The organism is Streptomyces bathyalis (genome assembly GCF_015910445.1).
GTDB lineage: Bacteria > Actinomycetota > Actinomycetes > Streptomycetales > Streptomycetaceae > Streptomyces > Streptomyces bathyalis.
In genome coordinates this window covers 5,720,960-5,740,226 of record NZ_CP048882.1, presented here as the reverse complement: position 1 = coordinate 5,740,226, position 19,267 = coordinate 5,720,960, and the positions used below count along the sequence as shown (strand labels likewise).

The 19,267-nt window shown below is 72.9% G+C and carries 18 protein-coding genes; 8 read left to right on the top strand and 10 right to left on the bottom strand.

Features of this window, described 5'->3' with window-relative positions:
- Window positions 1-149 precede the first annotated feature (149 nt).
- Both yaaA and eda read left to right on the top strand, forming a co-directional pair.
- Window positions 150-950, top strand: a complete 801-nt coding sequence (yaaA, locus tag G4Z16_RS24880) for a peroxide stress protein YaaA (protein WP_197352880.1) — start codon at window positions 150-152, stop codon at window positions 948-950.
- Window positions 951-1,037: 87 nt separating this feature from the next.
- Complete coding sequence (gene eda, locus G4Z16_RS24875; RefSeq protein WP_197352879.1) at window positions 1,038-1,700, top strand: bifunctional 4-hydroxy-2-oxoglutarate aldolase/2-dehydro-3-deoxy-phosphogluconate aldolase; 663 nt, start codon at window positions 1,038-1,040, stop codon at window positions 1,698-1,700.
- A gap of 73 nt (window positions 1,701-1,773) precedes the next feature.
- On the opposite strand, the gene G4Z16_RS24870 is transcribed toward eda, so the two are convergent.
- Genes G4Z16_RS24870 through G4Z16_RS24860 form a run of 3 tightly spaced genes read right to left on the bottom strand, consistent with a single transcriptional unit; the run spans window position 1,774 to window position 4,705 of the window.
- Entirely contained in the window at window positions 1,774-3,042 is a 1,269-nt protein-coding gene (locus G4Z16_RS24870; RefSeq protein WP_197352878.1) for a bifunctional RNase H/acid phosphatase, read from the bottom strand.
- Window positions 3,042-3,785: a zinc ribbon domain-containing protein gene (locus G4Z16_RS24865; protein ID WP_197354888.1), complete on the bottom strand. Its 744-nt coding sequence runs from the start codon at window positions 3,783-3,785 to the stop codon at window positions 3,042-3,044. Before G4Z16_RS24865 ends, G4Z16_RS24870 begins: the two co-directional genes overlap by 1 nt.
- Complete coding sequence (locus G4Z16_RS24860) at window positions 3,782-4,705, bottom strand: Nif3-like dinuclear metal center hexameric protein (RefSeq protein WP_197352877.1); 924 nt, start codon at window positions 4,703-4,705, stop codon at window positions 3,782-3,784. Before G4Z16_RS24860 ends, G4Z16_RS24865 begins: the two co-directional genes overlap by 4 nt.
- Before the next feature lie 352 nt (window positions 4,706-5,057).
- Between G4Z16_RS24860 and G4Z16_RS33115 the strand changes: the two genes are divergently transcribed.
- Entirely contained in the window at window positions 5,058-6,794 is a 1,737-nt protein-coding gene (locus G4Z16_RS33115) for a hypothetical protein (RefSeq protein WP_197352876.1), read from the top strand.
- 361 nt (window positions 6,795-7,155) lie between these two features.
- Here G4Z16_RS33115 and G4Z16_RS24850 read toward each other — a convergent pair whose 3' ends face one another.
- On the bottom strand, window positions 7,156-8,064 hold the full coding sequence (locus G4Z16_RS24850) for a MaoC/PaaZ C-terminal domain-containing protein (protein ID WP_197352875.1): 909 nt from the start codon (window positions 8,062-8,064) through the stop codon (window positions 7,156-7,158).
- A 164-nt stretch (window positions 8,065-8,228) separates the two neighbouring features.
- On the opposite strand from G4Z16_RS24850, the gene G4Z16_RS24845 reads away from it, so the two are divergent.
- Window positions 8,229-9,035, top strand: a complete 807-nt coding sequence (locus tag G4Z16_RS24845; protein ID WP_197352874.1) for an SAM-dependent methyltransferase — start codon at window positions 8,229-8,231, stop codon at window positions 9,033-9,035.
- A 190-nt stretch (window positions 9,036-9,225) separates the two neighbouring features.
- Here the strand turns inward: G4Z16_RS24845 and G4Z16_RS24840 are convergent, their stop codons facing one another.
- The 3 genes from G4Z16_RS24840 to G4Z16_RS24830 form a co-directional block, all read right to left on the bottom strand.
- Window positions 9,226-10,770, bottom strand: a complete 1,545-nt coding sequence (locus G4Z16_RS24840; protein WP_197352873.1) for an MFS transporter — start codon at window positions 10,768-10,770, stop codon at window positions 9,226-9,228.
- Window positions 10,771-10,898: 128 nt separating this feature from the next.
- Window positions 10,899-11,588, bottom strand: a complete 690-nt coding sequence (locus G4Z16_RS24835; RefSeq protein WP_281393721.1) for a cytochrome b/b6 domain-containing protein — start codon at window positions 11,586-11,588, stop codon at window positions 10,899-10,901.
- A gap of 55 nt (window positions 11,589-11,643) precedes the next feature.
- Window positions 11,644-12,312: a molybdopterin-dependent oxidoreductase gene (locus G4Z16_RS24830; RefSeq protein ID WP_197354887.1), complete on the bottom strand. Its 669-nt coding sequence runs from the start codon at window positions 12,310-12,312 to the stop codon at window positions 11,644-11,646.
- A 470-nt stretch (window positions 12,313-12,782) separates the two neighbouring features.
- Here G4Z16_RS24830 and G4Z16_RS24825 point away from each other — a divergent pair, with 470 nt between their 5' ends.
- From G4Z16_RS24825 to G4Z16_RS24810, 4 genes are all read left to right on the top strand, one after another.
- Complete coding sequence (locus G4Z16_RS24825; protein WP_246531047.1) at window positions 12,783-13,370, top strand: class I SAM-dependent methyltransferase; 588 nt, start codon at window positions 12,783-12,785, stop codon at window positions 13,368-13,370.
- Window positions 13,371-13,392: 22 nt separating this feature from the next.
- Entirely contained in the window at window positions 13,393-14,382 is a 990-nt protein-coding gene (locus G4Z16_RS24820) for an N-acetylmuramoyl-L-alanine amidase (protein ID WP_246531046.1), read from the top strand.
- A gap of 114 nt (window positions 14,383-14,496) precedes the next feature.
- A complete protein-coding gene (locus G4Z16_RS24815) occupies window positions 14,497-15,411 on the top strand; it encodes a hypothetical protein (RefSeq protein ID WP_197352870.1) in 915 nt (304 codons plus the stop codon).
- Between the two features lie 104 nt (window positions 15,412-15,515).
- Window positions 15,516-15,815 (top strand): transcriptional regulator, encoded by a 300-nt coding sequence (locus G4Z16_RS24810; protein WP_246531045.1) that lies wholly within the window; start codon window positions 15,516-15,518, stop codon window positions 15,813-15,815.
- 48 nt (window positions 15,816-15,863) lie between these two features.
- On the opposite strand, the gene G4Z16_RS24805 is transcribed toward G4Z16_RS24810, so the two are convergent.
- The 3 genes from G4Z16_RS24805 to G4Z16_RS24795 all read right to left on the bottom strand — a co-directional run bounded on the left by G4Z16_RS24805 (window position 15,864) and on the right by G4Z16_RS24795 (window position 19,226).
- Window positions 15,864-16,931, bottom strand: a complete 1,068-nt coding sequence (locus G4Z16_RS24805; protein WP_197352869.1) for a prenyltransferase/squalene oxidase repeat-containing protein — start codon at window positions 16,929-16,931, stop codon at window positions 15,864-15,866.
- Window positions 16,928-17,740 (bottom strand): class I SAM-dependent methyltransferase, encoded by an 813-nt coding sequence (locus tag G4Z16_RS24800; RefSeq protein ID WP_197352868.1) that lies wholly within the window; start codon window positions 17,738-17,740, stop codon window positions 16,928-16,930. The genes G4Z16_RS24805 and G4Z16_RS24800 overlap by 4 nt, the downstream gene beginning before the upstream one ends.
- Before the next feature lie 82 nt (window positions 17,741-17,822).
- Window positions 17,823-19,226: a glycosyltransferase family 4 protein gene (locus G4Z16_RS24795; protein ID WP_246531044.1), complete on the bottom strand. Its 1,404-nt coding sequence runs from the start codon at window positions 19,224-19,226 to the stop codon at window positions 17,823-17,825.
- Window positions 19,227-19,267: the final 41 nt, after the last annotated feature.

Genomic DNA, 19,267 nt, shown 5'->3' with positions numbered 1-19,267 from the left:
CGGAGGTCAGGGCAGGGCGCACGTTCCGCTTCGCGGAGGCGCCGGGCCCCGCCGGGCAGGGACGGGCAGGGCCCGCGTGCCCCCGCCCCCTCACACCCCATACGCTGCTCGGCGTCAGTCACCGACTCGTACCGCCGAGGAGAACCGCCGTGCTCGTGCTGCTGCCGCCGTCCGAAGGAAAGGCCGACGGAGGCAAGGGACGCCCCTTCGACCCGGACGGACTGTCGCTGCCGGGGCTGGCACCGGCACGCGAGGCGGTGCTGGAGGAGCTCATCGGGCTCTGCTCGGCCGACGAGGAGAAGGCCCGCGACGTGCTGGGCCTGAGCGAGGGGCTGCGCGGCGAGGTCGCCCGTAACGCGCGGCTGCGCACGGCACCCGCCCGGCCCGCCGGCGAGATCTACACCGGTGTCCTCTATGACTCGCTGGACCTGGCCACGCTCGGTCCCGCCGCCAAGCGGCGCGCGGCGAAGTCGCTCCTGGTCCTCTCGGGACTGTGGGGTGCGCTCGGGATCAGGGACCGCATTCCCTCGTACCGCTGCCCGGGCGGCGTACGGCTGCCAGGGCTGGGCCCGCTGAGCACCCACTGGAGGGAGCCGCTGGCGGCGGTACTCCCGGAGGCGGCCGGCACCGGCCCCGTGCTCGACCTGCGTTCGACGGCGTACGCACAGATGTGGAAGCCCAAGGGCGCGCTGGCCGAACGCACCGTCACCGTAAGGGTGTTGCAGTCGACCGTCGTCGACGGCGTGGAGAAGCGGACCGTGGTCAGCCACTTCAACAAGGCGACGAAGGGCCGGATCGTGCGCGCCCTGCTGGAGGAGGGCACGGCACCGCGCACTCCCGCCGCGCTCGTCGAGGCACTGCGCGGACTGGGCTACGTGGTGGAGGAGCCGGGGCCCGGGCAGAAGCCGGGAAAGCCGCGGGCGCTGGACGTGGTGGTCACCGAACTCTAGGAACGGCACGCACGGGGCAGTTCACCGCAGTTGCAGTCCTCGCAACGCCGATTGCGCAGCACGGTCGGCCGAGGGGAGGATTCGCGCATGGCTCCCCCTTCCGCTTCCGCTGCCTCCGCGTCGCCTTCACCCTCCGACTCGCTGCTCGGCCTGGCGCCCGTCATCCCCGTGGTCGTCCTCGACGACGCGGCCGACGCGGTGCCTCTCGCCCGTGCGCTCGTCGCGGGCGGCCTCCCCGTCGTCGAGGTGACGCTGCGGACACCGGCCGCCGGCGAGGCGATCCGGGCGATCTCCTCGGAGGTTCCGGAAGCGGTCGTGGGTGCGGGCACCGTGCTCGAGCCCGCCCAGGCGGAGGAGGCCGTGGAGGCGGGTGCCCGCTTCCTCGTCAGCCCCGGCTGGACCCCGCGGCTGCTGGAGGCGATGCTCGGCTGCGGGGTGCCCGTGCTGCCGGGTGTGTCCACCGCTTCGGAGGCGATCGCCCTGCTGGAGCGCGGCGTGACGGAGATGAAGTTCTTCCCGGCCGAGGCAGCCGGGGGCATCCCCTACCTCAAGTCCCTCGCCTCACCGCTCCCCCAAGCGCGCTTCTGCCCGACGGGCGGCATCGACGAGGCACGGGCGCCGGGCTATCTGGCGCTGCCCAACGTCGGCTGCGTGGGCGGCACTTGGATGCTGCCGAGCGGTGCGCTCGCCACCCGGGACTGGCCCCGCATCCAGCGCCTCGCAGAAGGCGCCGCCGCGCTGCGCGCCTGAGGACGGACGGGCCGGGGAGGCGGCGGTTCGCACAGCCGCCTCGCCGGGGGGTCGGTCCGTACCGGAGGCGCCGTCAGCGCAGATGCGAGGTGTCGTTCAGCAGACGCAGGGACGCATTGCCGTCCGAGTAGTAGGCGATCGCCGAGAGACAGGCCGCGGACAGCTCCATCCGGAAGAGCGCCGCCGGCGGCGCTTCGAGTGCCAGCCTCACGAGCGTCTTGACGGGCGTGACATGGGTGACGAGCAGCACCTTCCTGCCCGGGTGGCGCGCCAGCAGCCGGTCCCGCGTCACGGCGACCCGGTCCGCGACCGTCGCGAAGCTCTCTCCGCCGCCGCTCGGACGTGCCTCGGTCGACTCCAGCCACTTGTCGAGGTCGTCGGGAAAGCGCTCGCGCACCTCGGCGAAGGTGAGTCCCTCCCAGGCGCCGAAGTCGGCCTCCCGCAGACCCTCGTCGACGCGGACCTTCAGCCCGGTGCGTTCCGCGACGGCGGACGCCGTCTCCTGGCAGCGGCGCATCGGAGAGGTGACTATGGCCTCGATCGTCCCGCGCGCGGCCAGCACCTCCGCGGCGGCGTACGCCTGGCGCCAGCCGGCCGGGGAGAGCTCGGGGTCGGTGCCGCCGCTGCCGGAGAACCGCTTCTCGGGCGTGAGTGCCGTCTCGCCGTGCCGCAGCAGTACGAACGTGGTGGGAGGCCCGAGGTCCGGACCCCAGCCGCTCTGGGAGACCTCCGAACCGGCGGCGCTGCCGCTGGCGGGCGCAGCGCCGGTGCTGCCGGGCGCCGTCCCCGGTATGTGCTCGTCGCCGGCTCCGGCAGCGCCGCCTGCCCCGCCGGTTCCACCGCGCCGCGACGCCTCGTCCGCCGCGTCCAGTTCGGCCGTCGACGCGGCGGCCGACCACTGCTCGCCCCGCTTGCCCGCGTCCATCGCCTCGTTGGCGAGCCGGTCTGCGTGCCCGTTCTCGGCGCGCGGAATCCACTCGTAGCCCGTCACCGCGCCCGGCGGGAAGATCCGCTGCGCCTCGGCGGCGAGCGGCCGCATGTCGGGGTGCTTGATCTTCCACCGCCCCGACATCTGCTCCACGACGAGCTTGGAGTCCATGCGCACCCGCACCGACGCGTCCGGGTCGAGCTCGTGCGCCGCGCGCAGGCCCGCGATCAACCCCTTGTACTCGGCGACGTTGTTGGTCGCGTTGCCGATGAACTCGGCCGTCTCCCGCAGGACTTCGCCGCTCACGGCATCACGTACGACCGCGCCGTAGCCGGCCGGGCCCGGATTGCCGCGCGAGCCTCCGTCGGCCTCGATGACGAAGCTGGCGCCCCGACGGCCGCCCCGGGCCGCCATCACAGACCGGACTCGGGCGTGCGGACCAGGACCCGGCGGCAGTTCTCGCACCGCAGCACAGCGTCCTCCGGAGCCTCGCGCACCTCGTTGAGCTCGGTGATGTTCAGCTCCAGCCGGCAGCCCTCGCAGCGCCGTTGGAACAGCTTGGCCGCGCCGACGCCGCCCTGCTGCTCGCGGATCTTCTCGTACAGCTTCAGCAGGTCCGCGGGAATCGTGCCGGCGAGGGACTCGCGTTCCGCGCTCACCGTCCCCACCTCGCCGTCGATCTCCACCAGCGCCGCGTCGCGCCGGGTGACCGCGTCCTCGGCCTTGGCCTGCACGGCCTCGACGCGCTGCGCCAGCTCCGCCGCCCGCTCGGTGGCGGCCTCGTGCCGCTCCATGACCTCCAGGACCACGTCCTCCAGGTCTCCCTGGCGCTTGGCGAGCGAGGCGATCTCGCTCTGCAGGTTCTCCAGGTCCTTGGGGTTGGTGACCTGGCCGGAGTCGAGCCGCTTCTGGTCCCGCGCCGAGCGCTGGCGCACCTGGTCGACGTCCGATTCGGCCTTCGTCTGCTCGCGGGCGGTGTCGCTCTCCTCAGTACGGGAGGCGACGAGCAGATCGCGGAGCTGGGCGAGGTCCGCCTCCAGCGACTGGATCTCCTCGTGCTCGGGCAGGTTCTTGCGCTTGTGTGCGAGCTGCGTCAGGCGTGTGTCCAATGCCTGGACGTCCAGCAGTCGGATCTGGTCGGCGGGCGCGGCGTTCAGTTGGGGGCTCCCGAGGTGATGTCGTCGATGGCGCTGCGGTCGGATTCGGAGGGGCCGCCGGGCGCGGCGCCGTGGGCGAAGGCCCCGTGCGACGCGGCGTGCGCGGTCCAGGGGTCGGTGACCGTACGCGAGACATGCGTGCGCAGGCCCCAGCCGTGCCGGTCGGAGACCTCGTCGAGCTGTGCCGCCGCCTGCTCGCACCACGGCCACTCGGTGGCGAAGTGCGCGGCGTCCAGCAGCGCGAGCGGCGAGTGCTCGCGGGCCTCGGAGGCGGGGTGGTGGCGCAGGTCGGCCGTCAGGTACGCGTCGACGCCGGCCGCGCGCACCTCGGCGAACAATCCGTCGCCCGAACCTCCGCAGACCGCGAGGGTCCGGATCGTACGGTCCGGGTCGCCGGCCGCACGGATGCCCTGCGCGGTGACGGGCAGCCGTTGCGCCGCCCACTCCGCGAGCTCCGACAGCCGCATGGGGCGGGGCGGTTCGCAGATGCGGCCGAGTCCGCGGCGGCCCCGCGGGTCGGAGGCGTCCGGCACCAGGGGCCGCAGGACGTGCAGGTCGAGCGCGCCGGCGAGGGCGTCCGAGACTCCGGGGTCCGCGGTGTCGGCGTTGGTGTGCGCGACGTGCAGGGCGACGCCGTGCCGGATCAGCGTGTGGACGACGCGGCCCTTGAAGGTGTCGGCCGCGACGGTCGTCGTGCCCCGCAGATACAGCGGGTGGTGCGTGACCAGCAGTTGGGCACCGAGCGCCACGGCCTCGTCGGCGATCTCCTGGACGGGGTCGACGGCGAAGAGCACCCGGTCCACCAGGACCTCCGGGTTGCCCACGTCGCCGCAGACGGTGCCGACGGCGTCCCACTGCTCGGCCCGCTCGCGCGGCCAGAGGGCGTCGAGCGCGGCGATGACTTCGGAGAGTGCTGGCACGGGTGAAAGGCTACCTTCCGGCCCGGCCGGCCCGTCCGGTCACCGCCCCACCGGGGGACGCCACCCGCGCACGGACGATGCGGGGGCTTCCGGAGCGCTTCCGTGCTCCTCCGTCCGCCCGCCTGTTCCGCCTGTTCCGCCCGTTCCGCGGCTCCTGTCCGGCGGCTGACGTGGGCGCGCACTCCTGGTGGAGCGGCCTGTTGGCGACCGGGCCTTGCAACGTCCGCAGCACACGCGCACAGGCTCGCGCAGGCAATTCGCACATCCGCCACTCATCCGCGTGAAGGGTCCGAACTCGCATTGTTCGGGCGGCAGTACGAGACCTAAGTTCCTCACTGGAGGTGATCGACCCATGACTGCCTGTGCCCCCGAGGCCATCGCTGCGGACAGCCGGACGGCAAGGCACTCCACGTTCACGATCGCAGCCGACGGCGCCTATGCGGCCCGGCTCAACGCGTCCGCGGAGGAAGGCTGGTTCCCCGAGCGTTGGACTCTCGACGGCCCGGAGCCGTACGCGGTCCCGCTGCCCGGGGCCCGCCCCGAGGAGCCCGACAGCCAGGTGCTGCCGCTGACCGACGGAAGGGTCCTGATCGCCCGCCGCGAAGGCGGCGTACACAGGCTCGCGCTTCTCTACCCGACGGGGCCGAGCACCGGCGAACTCGCCCTGGGCTCGGTCGAGTCGGAGCGGCTCACACTGCTGCCGCCGGCCCCGTGCGGGCGCCGCGCGTACGCGCTCACCGCCGGTGAACGCTCCACGGGCGTATGGCTGGTGGCGGGCAGCGGCGACGGAGTGCCGCAGTTGATCGCCGACGTGCCGGGCCGCTGCGGGGGCGGTGCCTGGCTCGACCGCGAGGGCAGGCTGCTCGCCATCGACCGTACGGACACGGCAGGGAGCGGCCGCACGAAGACCGTCGCCATCGACCTGGGCCGCGGGGGCGAGGTCAGCCCGCTGCTGCAGATCACCGACGAGAGCGACGACCGGCTGCTGCTGGCCGACACCGACAGCGGCCTGCTCATCGTCCGTTCCGACGCGCCCGGCGAATTCCGCCTGGGCTGGGGGGTGTTGGGCTCCCACCGCCCGGTGCGCTTCCCGGAATCGCTGCACCCCGAGGACGCGCTGCTGACGCCCTTCGCCGTGCAGCCGGGGCAGATGCTGCTCCCGGAGAGCTGTGCGGTGGCGCTGCACGGGCAGACCACGGGTGCGCGCGCCGGCGGTGCGTGGCTGGGCGTATGGCGTCCGATGCAGAAGGAGTTGCGGCGCTTCCGTGCTCCCGGCGGCTGGCTGCCGGGCAAGGGAGTGTGGACACGCGAGGGCGAACTGCGGCTGCCCTGCGCGACGGCGCATGCGCCGTGCGGGCTGGCACGGCTGCGGATGCGGGGCAAGAGCCCGGACGTCGAGGCAGGGACGACGGCTGCCGGGACGAGTACGGGCGAGCGCCCGGGCGCGGGCGCGAACACGAGGGCGGCCCTGACGGCGGGTACCGTCGCACGACGCGCTCTCGGTCCCGGTCACGGCCCCGCGGATGCCGATACCCGCCGTGCCGGCGAGGGTACGGATGCGGGCCACGGCGCCGGTACGGCCTCCGAGCAGGCGCGGCGCGAGGCCGGCGAAGACGGCCTCGAAGGGCCGGCCGGCTCGTCCCGGGACGGCTCCCGTTCCGTCACGACGGGCGACGTCCCCTCGGCCGGTCACCCGGCGGCCGATCCCCCAGCAACCGGCAACCCGGCGGACGGCACCGGCTCACCCCTGCTCGCACCGCAGCTCGAACAGGAGGCTTCCGCAAGGGCGTTGCCGCCGGTGGAACCGGCGGGAACGGCAGCCCTCGTACCGCCGGGAGCGATGCCGGCGGAGGTTCCGCGGCTGCCGGCGCAGATGCCCGCCGCGCAGGACGCGGGAGCGGCAAGATCTGCGGACGAACAATCAACTGGCGCTGCACAGCAAGCAGTTGACGGTCCCTCGCCATCTCACGCTCCGCCCCCGTCCCTCGCCGTCGCCCAGACATGCGCCGGACGCAGGCCGGTGCCGCTCCAGGACGCCCCGCTCGCCACGGCTCTGCACGATGCGGCCGTCCGCGCGAGGACGGCATGATCAGGCCGGGTACCTGTCGTGAGAGCCTGGTCGGGTATCAAGCAGCAGAGTGATCCACGGAGTTGCCCCGCGATGTCCGAGACCGAGACCGGGACCGATACGCACAGCAGTCAGGCGTCGAACGGCGGCTCAGGCAGGCACAGAGGGAAGGCTGCCGGGGCTGAGGAGTCCGGGCAGCGCGCGCAGGGCCGGCACCGGCGTCCGCCTCAGCAGCGCGAGTCGGAGTAACTCAGGCAGAGAGTCGGAGTAACTCAGGCAGACCTGAGAAGCGGTCAGAAGCCGGAAGTGCGAACGCCCCCTTCTGGCGGGATGGTTCGCGCTTCGGCCCCCGAAGGCTGGCGGGGCCGAGGGCCCCGAGGCGTCAGGAGTGTGCGACGACCGCGTCGGTCAGCACGGGGGCGTCATCCCGTTCGACGGCGGTCACGGACAGCAGCACCCGGCCGGCGCCGCCCGCACCCTTCGGGTCTCCGCCCCCGTCCCCGCCGTTTCCCCCGTCCGATTCCGTCCACATCCGCACGCGCAGCGTCTCCCCGGGGAAGACGATCCCGGCGAAGCGCGTGCTGTAGCTCCGCACGCGCGTCACGTCCCCGCCGAGCACGGTGTCGACCACGGCCTTGAGCACCATCCCGTACGAGCACAGACCGTGCAGGATCGGCCTGTCGAAGCCGGCCAGCGCCGCGAAATCCGGGTCGGCGTGCAGGGGATTCCAGTCGCCGGAGAGCCGGTACAGGAGTGCCTGGTCCTCCCGCACGGAGCGGCGCACCTCGCGGTCCGGGGCCCGCTCCGGCGTTCCGGATCCGGACGAGGGGCCGCGGTCGCCGCCGAAGCCGCCCTCGCCCTTCACGAACATCTGGGCCTCCGACGTCCACAACGGGCCGTCCTCGTCGGCCGCTTCGGAACGCAGCACGATGACGGCGGCCTTGCCCTTGTCGTACACGGCCGCGACCGACGAGGTCTGCGTCGCGCTGCCGCCGACCGGAACGGGCCTGTGCGTCTCGACCCTCTGCCCGCCGTGCAGCACGGCTGCGAGATCCACGTCGATGCCGGGCGCGGACAGCGCGCCCACGACGCCCATCCCGCCGCCCGCCACTGTGGCGAAGCTGGGCAGGACGTGCAGCCGGCTCTCCAGCGTGTAGCGCAACTCCCGCAGATCGGTCGCGGGCACGCCCGCACCGAGCCCCAGGTGATACAGCTGAACATCCTTGTGGCCCCAGGTGATCCGGGTGCTGACGGGCTCGGCGGACAGCGCCCGCTCGACGTCGATCGGCATGACTTCAGCTCCTCTCCCCGGGAGGATAACCACCTGCCCCGACCGCCCCGCCCGGCGGAACCGCAGGGGGCATCTACACAACCGCGGCCGTGAGGTGAAGACTGCGGTGTCCGGGGGGAGTCCGGGAAGCCGGCTCGCACCACGCGCTTCTGGAGGGGGCAGTCATGGATCCGCAGAGGACCGTCGGCAACGGCAGCGGTGAGATCGACACGAGCGTTCCGCACTCGGCACGCATCTGGAACTACTGGCTCGGCGGCAAGGACAACTACGCGGCCGACCGCGAGGCCGGCGAGCAGTACCGTCAGGCGTTCCCGGGCATCGACGAACTCGCCCGCGCCTCCCGCTACTTCCTCGTCCGCACCATCCGGTACCTGGCGGCCGAGGCCGGCGTCCGCCAGTTTCTCGACGTCGGTACGGGCCTGCCCACCGTCGACAACACACATGAGGTCGCGCAGCGGGAGGCGCCGGACGCCCGCATCGTCTATGTCGACAACGACCCGCTCGTCCTCGTCCATGCGAATGCGCTGCTCACCAGCTCCCCCGAGGGGGAGACGGCCTACATCGAGGCCGATCTGCGGGATCCGGAGGCGGTGATGGCGGGTGCGCGCGAGACCCTCGACCTGTCGCAGCCGGTCGCGCTCATCCTCAGCGGAGTGCTGGGCCACATCGGCAGCCACGCGGAGGCCTGCGGGATCATCCGCAGCCTCATGTCGCAGCTGCCGTCAGGGAGTTACCTCTCCCACAACGACGGCATCGACGAGAACCCGGACACCAACGCCGCGCAGGACGACTACAACGACTCCGGCGCCGTGCCCTACGTCCTGCGCTCTCCGGATCAGATCCGTGCCTACTACGACGGGCTGGAGCTGGTACCGCCCGGCGTGGTGCGCATCAATCACTGGCGTCCCGACGTGAGTGGGGACGACGCGCCCGACGCGGCTGCCTACGGGGGTGTCGGCCGCAAACCGTGAGCGGGCTGTGCAGGTCACGGGCCGCGGGCATGCAGCAGGGTCGTGGCCGAACCGTCTGCCGAACCGCCGTCCCCCGCACGGCGGTTCGGCCGCCCGACACTGTTCAGCCGATCCGCGGGCCTTGCGTTCCGTCGAGGGTGTCGTCGCGTCCGTCGAGGATCTCGTCGCGCCGAAGGCGCCGTTGCGCCGGTCAGCTCTCCCCGCTGACCTTCGGCCCGGGATTCCCCGTGCCGGAGGTCAGCGGCTCCGGCGGGACGGTGCCGGCGGCCGGACCGTCCTCGCCGTCCCCGTGCGTGCTCTCACGGTCCGGTCGCGGGAGGACGAACAGCACCAGCGCCGCGCACAGCACGAGGACGGCGGCGGCGCTGCGGAAGGCCAGCCCGTAGCCGGAGGCGAGGATCTCGGGGCCGGTGCCGTCCCCGATGCGAGCCGCGGCGATCGTGGAGAAGACCGCGAGCCCCAGCGAACCGCCCATCGTCCGTGCGGTGTTGAACAGGCCTGACACCAGCCCGGCGTCCCCGTGCGGCGCCCCGGACATGGCCACCGATGCCAGTGGCGTCCCCGCCAGTCCCCCGCCGAGAGCCATCAGCACGCCGGGGCCGGTCACCGTCAGCAGAAAACCGCCGCCGGCGTACATGCCGCTCTGCCAAAGGCAGCCGGCGCCTGCCAGCACGACACCCGCCAGCGCGACGTTCCGTGCCCCGAACCGCACCATCAGCCGTGGCGCCGCCTTGGATCCCAGCACGATGCTCAGCGACTGCGGGATGAAGCCGAGCCCGGCCTGGAGCGGCGTGTAGTGCAGCACGTTCTGCATGTAGAGCGTCATGAAGTACCACATGCAGAACAGGGCGCCCCCGCACACGAACATCGCCGCGTTCGCCGCCGAGACGGCTCTGCTGCGGAAGAGGTGCAGCGGCACCAGCGGATCCTGCGTACGCGCCTCTACCGCCACGAACACCAGCAGCAGCGCGGGCCCGGCCACGAGCGGCCACAGCACCGAGGGCGCCGTCCACCCCACGGCCTCCGTCCGTACGATCCCCCAGGCCAGCACCCCCAGTCCCAGGGTGACCAGCAGCGCACCCGGGACGTCGAGGCGGCGGCGGGCGCTCGCGTCCCGTCCCTCGGAGACCCACACCGCGGCGGCCAGCAGCACCAACGCCCCCACGGGAACGTTGATCAGGAGCACCCAGCGCCACGAGAGCGCATCGGTGAGCACTCCGCCCACCAGGCCGCCTGCCGCTCCCCCTCCCGCGCCGACGGCGCTCCAAGTGGCGATGGCGCGCGTACGGGCGCGGCCGGGCGGAAACGCGGTGGTGAGGATCGTCAGCGTCGCCGGTGCCAGTACGGCCGCTCCCGTGCCCTGCACTATCCGGGCCGCCAGCAAATGCCACGGCTGCTGCGCCAGGCCCCCGAGAAGGCTGGCCGCCGTGAACAGCGCGAGCCCCACCAGGAACGTCCGCTTCCGGCCGTAGATGTCGGCGGCCCGTCCGCCCAGGAGCATCAGCCCGGCGAAGGCCAGGGTGTAGCCGTTGAGGACCCACTGGAGACCGGCCGCGTCCAGGCCGAGGTCGGTCCGCATCGACGGCAGCGCGACGTTGACCACCGAGACGTCGAGCACCACGAGGAACTGCCCGGCGCAGGCGGCGAGCACGACGACCCACAGGCGCACGGGAGTGCCGGAAGCGGCGGCGTCGGGACCGGGGACGGAGGAAGCCTTGTCTGTCACGCCCGTCATGCTCGCAGCCGGTCTCCTCGGCGCCCACTGGATATCCGGGCGTTCAGGACAGGAACGGACCTCGGACACCGGCCTCGGCGGCCGCTGTCACCGCATGCGGAGCCGCCCGCTTGCCCCGCGTCCCTTCGTCATTCGCCTCGCCGCGAGTGCTCGTGCCCGTCCTCCTGAGCAGGCTCCCAGAGCGCGTGTTCGCGGCGCGCCCACGCGCGGTCGGCCCTGCCGGTGCGCATGGCGCGGCGCGCCTCGGGGTGTGCCATTGCCATCCCGACGTGCGCGGCGAGTACGGCACCGACGGCCAGGGCGAGCCAGTCGTGCACGAACGTCGCGCTCGTACGCCACACCAGCGGGGTGAGCCCGGTGAACCACATGAGCAGCCCGGTCCCGGCCATCACCAGCACGGCGCCCGCGATCCAGGCGGCGAAGACCTTCTGCCCGGCGTTGAACTTGCCCGCGTCCCGGCCCCAGTCCTCACCCAGTGGCGGATACGGCCTGCGGGCGCGGCGGGCCCGCCGCAGCCATCGCCGGTCGTGAGGCCCGAAGCGGTTGAGGAGGCGCAGATCGGCGCGGAGCGCGCGCGAGGCCAGCCCGAGCAGGAGCGGTGCGGGCAGCAGCAGCCCGGACCACTCGTGGACGGTGACCATGAGGGCGCGGCGCCCGGCCAGTTGGGCGAGCCCCGGTACGTAGAGGCACAGGGCGGTGCCCACGCAGAGCGCCATCAGCACGGCCGTGGCGCGATGGCACCAGCGCACGGCCCTGGTGAAACGCAGCACGTCGGTAGTGGCGACCTTTGCGGAGGTTCGCGCTTCAGCACCCTCCACCGGGTGTTCCGTCGGGGTCGTGGCGCTCTCCGGCCGTGCGGCGGGAGCGTGCGGGTCAGGCGGCTGTCGGAGCATCATCACGTCCGTTCGATCTGCCGACCCAGCCGTCGATGTCGTAGCCCCGCTTCTCCCAGTAACCGGGCTCCACTTCGCGGGTGAGCTCGATGCCGGAGAGCCACTTCGCCGACTTGTAGAAGTACATCGGCGCGACGTACAGCCGTACGGGGCCGCCGTGTTGGTGGCTGACGGGCTCGTCCTGCATGCTCAGCGCGACCAGCACGTCGTCGCGCCGGGCCTGTTCGAGCGTGAGGCTCTCGCTGTAGATGCCGTCGAAGCAGGTGAAGCGGACGGCGGTGGCCTCGGGACGCACACCGGCCAGGTCGAGGATGTGGGAGAGCGGCACTCCTTCGAAGGGGGTGCTGGGCACGCGCCAGCCCGTCACGCACTGCACGTCGCGCACGATGCGCCGCTGCGGCATCGCGCGCAGCTCGCCGAGGCTGTGGCGGGCGCGGCGTTCGACGAGGCCGCCGACCGTGAGCCCGTAGTCGCGGGTCCCGCGGCGCGGAACGGACGCGGCCACGGAGTAGTAGCGGAATCCCCCTCCGTTGGGGAGCAGACCGGTGACGCCGGTCGGGTCCTTGCCGGAGACGGCACTCAGAACGCTCTCGGTGCCGCGCTGCACGTAGGGGGCGGCGGCCAGCCCCGCGGCGCCCAGCCCGAGCATGCCGAGCACCAGGCGCCGCCCGACGGGAGAGCCCTCTCCGTCGGCGGTCGGCCCGGCCGGACCGGGCGTCCCGGCACCGGCTCTGCCGGAGGTGCCGTCGGTCTCTGCGGCGTGGGCTGAATCGGCTGTCTCCACACGACGATTCGAGCACTGCGGCCCGCGCGGCGCCAGTGCCCGGCGGTCACCGTCAGACTTCCGTCATCTGCCGGGCTGGTCACAGGGCCCCGGCGCGAAGGGCCCGCGCGGGAGCGGACGGGCACCGTGAGGCAGCATGAACCGCCGGACCACGCCGCCGAAGGAGCCCGATGAGCCAGCCCGCCCAGGAGTCGCGACCGCAGCCGAAAGCGGAGCGCGCGCCGGAGTCTCCGGCCCCGTCGTCGGCCCCGTCGTCGGCACGGTCTTCGTCTCGGTCTCCGGCACCGCGTCCGGCCCCGGAGACGTTCGCCGCGTTCGAGGCGGCGAAGGGCTTCATGCCCGCCGACGAGGGGCTGGCCCTGTATGCGGCCGCCGTCGAGGCCGCGCGGCTCGGCCTGCCGCTGCTGGAGGTCGGCACCTACTGCGGGCGCTCGACCCTCCTCCTCGCCGACGCCGCTCGGGACGCGGGCGTCACGGCCGTCACCGTCGACCACCACCGCGGCAGCGAGGAGCAGCAGCCGGGCTGGGAGTACCACGACCCGGACGTCGTCGATCCGCACACCGGGCTGATGGACACGGTGCCCGTCTTCCGCCGCACGCTGCGCGCGGCGGGGCTGGAGGAGCACGTCGTCGCCGTCGTCGGGCGCTCACCGCGCGCCGCCGCGCTGTGGGGACGTCCGCTGGGCCTCGTCTTCATCGACGGCGGTCATACGGACGAGCACGCAACGGCCGACTACGAGGGCTGGGTGCCGCATCTCGCGCGGGACGGGCTGCTGGTGGTGCACGACGTCTTCCCCGATCCGGCCGACGGCGGCCAGGCCCCGTACCGCATCTACAGGCGTGCGCTCGATTCCGGTGCGTTCAGGGAGATTTCGGTGACGAGGTCACTGAGAGTTCTTCGACGTACCGGTCCGGCGCTGTGACGGGGCGGCTAGCATCCAGGACGTGTCGAACGGAAGCCCGATCCCGCCCGATCCGTACCGTCCCGATTCCGGCGCCGAGCCGGACACCCAGTGGTCTCCGGAGCAGCGGCGGTCCAGCCGGACGGGAATGCGTCTGCTGGTCACGCTCGGCGTGCTGGCTCCGACGTGCTTCGCGGGCTGGCTGATCTGGCAGTCCGCCGGCGGTGCGGCGGGGGCTGGACGTCCCGCGCCGACGCTGATGCCGCTGCCGGAGGATTCACAGTCGCGTGACGCATCGGCCCTGCCGGGCGGCGGTCCGGGCGGCGGAGGCGGTTCGGGGGCGGACAGCGGGAAACCGCTGAAGGGCATGACGGTCGTGATCGACCCCGGCCACAATCCCAACAACCGCTACCACGCGGCCGAGATCAACCGCAGCGTCAGCATCGGCACCGGCCGCAAGGAGTGCGACACCACCGGGACGGCCACCGCATCCGGCTATTCCGAGGCGAAGTTCACACTCGACCTCGCCCGCCGAGTAAGGGCCGGACTGCGCTCGCAGGGGGCGACGGTGAAGCTGACGCACGACGGGCGCAGGCCGTGGGGGCCGTGCGTGGACGCCCGTGCCGGCGCGGGCAACCGCGCGGACGCCGACGCGGTCGTCTCGCTGCACGCCGACGGGGCACCGGCCGGTGAACGCGGATTCCATGTGATCCTTCCGGAGTCGGTGAAGGAGGGACGCGCCGACACCAGGGCGGTGACCGGGCCCTCGCGCAACCTGGGCAACGAACTGGCCGACGCCTTCCGTGAGTACACCGGATCGAAGCCCGCCTCCTACGCGGGGGACGGTGACGGCACGGACACACGCGGCGACCTGGGCGGGCTCAACCTCACCCGCGTGCCCAAGGTCTTCCTGGAGTGCGGCAACATGCGTGATCCGCGGGACGCCGCCCAACTGACCGACCGGAAATGGCGTGATCGCGCCGCTCGCGGAGTGGTGAAAGGCATCGGGGACTACCTCGCCGAGAAGCGCTGAGGGCGCCCCCGGGAGTGAAGTCGCCCCGCCGGTACGGCCCCTGGACCCATCCGTACGATGGGGCCCTACCCCGGCAGAGACCACAGACCGTATGAAACCTACTAAGGACGCTAAGTGAACATCCGCTCGCTCACACGAGGCGATGGCGCGGTGATCGGGGCAGCGTTGCTGCTGCTGATCGCTTCCTTCTTCCCGTTCTTCGAGTTCGACGGCGACTGCCCCGTCGACTCCTGCAGCGTGTCCGCCTGGTCGCGCTCCACCCTTCCGATGCTGCCGACCGTGCACCTGCTCGGCATCGTCGCCGCGGCTCTGTTCGTCGCCGCCCGTCTGCTGCCGGACGGCCGCAAGGTGCTGGGGCTCGCTCTGGACCAGTGGGGAATGGTGCTCTGCCTGGTCGTCGGCTGGGCCGGGATCTGGTCGGTGGTCGCTGTCATCTTCCCGGACCTGGAGCAGCCGGGATTCTCGGGCGACCCCAACGAGAAGTGGCCCCTGACCGCCGGCGCATACCTGACGCTCGTCCTCTCCCTCGCTCTCGCCGTGGTCGGCGCTCTGAGCACCACCGCGGCGGCACTGAAGGCTCCGCTGCTGCCCGCTCCCAAGCCCGCTCCGTACGGGGCGCCGCAGCAGGGCGCCTACGGCTACCCGGGCGGGCCTCAGCCGGGTGCCCAGGGTCCGTACGGCGGCCAGCCGCAGGGTGGCTACGGCTACCCCGGCGGACCGCAGCCGGGGCAGCCCGGCCAGCCCGGGGCCCAGGGCCAGCCGGGAGCGCAGCAGCCCCAGCAGCCCCAGCAGCACGGCGGTCCGGCGGCAGGCGGGGGCGCCCCGGACCCGAACTTCCAGCCGTTCTGGTTCGCCGTGCCGGTCACGCGTCCGCTGTTCGGCGAGGACGGCGCACCGCAACCCGTTGCCGAACTGGCTCCCGGCACCTGGTACTTGGCGGTCGAGCAGCGTGGTCCGGCGCTCATCGCGCAGACCCAGGACGGGCGCCGAGGTGTCCTCCAGGACACCTCGGGCATCCAGCGCGGCTGAGGCCCCGAGCCGTCAAGACAGCGGCCCCTCCTCCCGGTTGCTCCCGGAAGGAGGGGCCGCTCGCGTTGCGGACCGGGCACCGCTCCCCGCGCAAGGCACTTTCCATGATGGAAACTCCGGTTCTGGCCACTTCCCGTGAAGCGGAGTTCAGCACCGTACGGGACGCCCTGGGGGTCGCCGATTCGGTGCTGAGCAAGCACCTGAAGGTTCTCGCCGACGCCGGATACGTGACGGTGACCAAGCCCCGCGGCTCGAGCCGCGTACGCACCTGGACCGCCTTGACGCGTGCAGGCCGAAGGGCCTACGAGAGCCATCTGGCGTATCTGCAGCAGCTGGTCGCTCACGCGGCACGGAGCACCACCCGCGATGACGGTCAGGGGGCGCCGGGGACGGACGCCGGGTGACGGCAGCCCCGTCCCCGGCCGTGCCGCCCGGCCGCGGCGCACCTGCCCTCAGCAGCAGTCCGGCGGCAGTCCCTCGGGCAGTTGCTCGCCGCCGAAGACCTGCACGGTCGCCTCGTCGCCGCCGAGTGCCGCGACGGCAAGCAGCAGCGAGCCCGCCGTCCAGCTGGTCAGCTCCTCGGGCCAGACGGCGTCGTCCTCGAAGACATAGCCGGTCCAGTAGAGGCCGTCCTCGGCACGCAGGTGCTGCACCCACTCCAGGATCCGCCGCGCACGGTCCGCCTGCCCCGACGCCCAGAGCGCCAGGGCCAGTTCGGCGCTCTCGCCGCCCGTCACCCACGGGTTCGGCAGCACGCACCGAACGCCGAGGCCGGGCACGACGAAGCGATCCCAGCCCTCGTCGATGCGTGCCCTGGCCTCCTCGCCGCGCAGCGCGCCGCCGAGCACCGGGTAGTACCAGTCCATGGAGTAGCGGCCCTTGTCGAGGAAGCGCTCCGGGTGCCGGCGCACGGCGTGACCCAGCAGTCCGAGCGCCAACTCCCAGTCCGGCTGGGGCTCTTCACGGTGCTCGGCCATCGCCAGAGCGCAGCGCAGCGCATGGTGCACGGAGGAGGAACCGGTGAGCAGCGCCTCCCCGACGGCGGTGCCGTCGGCCTCGCGCTTCCACCCGATCTGCCCGCCGTGCAGCTGGAGCCGCAGCACGAACTCGACCGCGGCCACGACAACGGGCCACATCCGCTCGAGGAAGGTCTCGTCGCGGGTCGCGAGATAGTGGTGCCAGACGCCGACAGCGACGTATGCGCAGAAGTTGCTCTCCCGTGCACGGTCCTTGGGCTCCTGGACCTCACCGTCGGCGTAGGCGGCGTACCAGGAGCCGTCCGGCAGTTGGTGCTCGGCGAGCCAGCGGTAGGCGGCCTCGGCGGCCGCGTGTTCACCGGCGGCGTCGAGTGCCATCGCGGACTCCGTGTGGTCCCAAGGATCGAGGTGACCGCCGCGGAACCACGGGATCGCACCGTCCGGACGCTGGATCGCCAGCAGTCCCTTGACGGTCTGCCGGGCCTGCGCGGCGGTCAGGACGCCGTCGAGGACGAGGCGTTCGGTGCGCCCCGGGGTCGTCACGCGTGCCCCTGGGCAGCGCCCGCCGTCCCGGACCCGGCGGCCGCACCGGCGGGCCCGGCCTCGGCACCGGGTGAGATCCCCTCCGGCAGATGCGGTTTGGTCGCGTACGCCACGAAGCTCTTGCCGATGAGCGGGTCGAGGGCCTTCTCCGCGAGGCGCGTCGCCAGGGGCTTCTTCATGATGTCCCAGACCAGCAGGCGGTGGTAGGCGCGCACCGGGAGCGCGGCGTCGTCCCCGTCGCGCTCGACGCCGAAGGCGCACTTGAGCCACCAGTACGGCGAGTGCAGGCCGTGCGCGTGGTGCGTCCCGTACGGGCGGAGACCTGCCTCGCGCATCCTGCCGAGGAGTTCGTCCGCGCGGTAGATGCGGATGTGGCCGCCCTCGACCTCGTGGTACGCGTCGCTCAGCGCCCAGCAGACCTTCTCCGGCCCGTAGCGCGGCACCGTCACGGCGATGCGGCCGCCCGGACGCAGCACCCGCACCATCTCCGCCAGAACGCCCTTGTCGTCGTGGATGTGCTCCATCACCTCGGAGATGATCACGACGTCGAAGCTGTCGTCGGGGAAGGGCAGGGCGAGCGCGTCGCCCTCCATGGCGGTGGCCGTCGCACCGGCGGGCGCCTCACCCTCCTCGGCCATCGCCGCGAACCACTTGGCGACCTCGCGGATCTCCTCGGCGTTGCGGTCCAGCGCGACGACGCGCGCTCCGCGCCGGTAGCACTCGAAGGCGTGCCGGCCGGCGCCGCAGCCCAGGTCGAGCACGCGGTCGCCCGGTGCGAGGGGGAAGCGGGAGAAGTCGACGGTCAGCACGGGTCTGCCTCTGCTTTCGGCGGGTTCGGCGACAGATGGGGGGTCCGGTGCGGCGCGCTGCCGGCCGCTGCCGGGGCTGGGATCAGCGGGCCGTGCACGCGGCCCGTGCGGAGCCGCTCTCGTCTCTGGACGCGCGGGCCTGCGCGGCGATCGCGGCGCGGTAGTGCTCGGCGGTGCCGCGTGCCGCCTGCTCCCAGGTGAAGTTGCGCAGCACGCGTTCGCGGCCTGCGGCTCCGAGCCGGGCGCGGAGCCCGGCGTCGGCCAGCAGCCGTCGCAGCGCGGCGGCCAGGGCGCCCGCGTCGCCCGGCGCCACGGCGAGGCACGTCTCGCCGTCCTTGCCCGCGACTTCGGGGATGGCGCCGCCCGTCGTGGCCACCAGCGGCGTCCCGGTCGCCATGGCCTCGGCTGCGGGCAGCGAGAAACCCTCGTACAGCGACGGCACGCACGCGACCTGTGCTCCCCGCACCAGTCCGGCCAGTTCGGCGTCGCTGATGCCCTTGACGAACTCCACCGCCGAGCTGAGCCCGAACCGCGCCAGCGCGTCCGCCACCGGGCCTTCCTCGGGGCGCTTGCCGACGACGACCAGATGCGCCTCGGGGACTTCGGTGCGCACCTTCGCCAGCGCCTCGATCAGATACACCAGGCCCTTGAGCGGCACGTCCGCGCTCGACGTCGTCACGATCCGTCCGGGCACCTGCGGAACGGACGGATCCGGCGAGAACAGGCCGGTGTCGGCGCCGATGTGGACGACGTGGATGCGATCCTGCCGGACCCCGAGGTGGTCGGTGATCTCCTGCCGCGAGGACCCGGAGACGGTCAGTACGGACGGCAGCCTGCGTGCGACACGCTTCTGCATGCGCGTGAAGCCGTACCAGCGGCGCACGGAGGCGCGGGCCGTGCGGGTCCTCGCCGCGTCGAGATCCAGCTGACGGTCGACGGTGATGGGGTGGTGGACCGTCGTCACGAGCGGGGCCCCGAGGTCGCCCAGGAGTCCGTAACCGAGTGTCTGGTTGTCGTGCACGATGTCGAACTCGCCGCGGCGCGCGGCCAGATGGCGCCGCGCACGCAGGGAGAAGGTGAGCGGTTCGGGGAAGCCGCCGGTCCACATCGTGGCAACCTCCAGCATGTCCACCCAGTCCCGGTACTCCCCCCGTCCCGGAGTGCGGAACGGGTCCGGCTGCCGGTACAGGTCGAGGCTCGGCAGCTCGGTGAGGGTGACTCCCTCGTCGAGAACGGGGTAGGGCTGGGCGCCGATCACCTCCACCGTGTGGCCCAGCCGGGCCAGTTCGCGGGAGAGGTGCCGGACGTAGACGCCCTGGCCGCCGCAGAACGGATTGCCCTTGTACGTCAGCATGGCGATGCGCAGAGGCCTCTCGGCGTGGCCGCCGAGGGCCGCCGCAGGGGCGGGTGTGCCGGGGAGAGTCGCGGGCCCGGCGGGTCCGCGATCTCCGGTGGCCAGGGTGTCCCGTACGGCCTCTGCGGTCACTCACGGCCCCCTTCGTCACGGCGCTTCCAAGGGGATCGGAG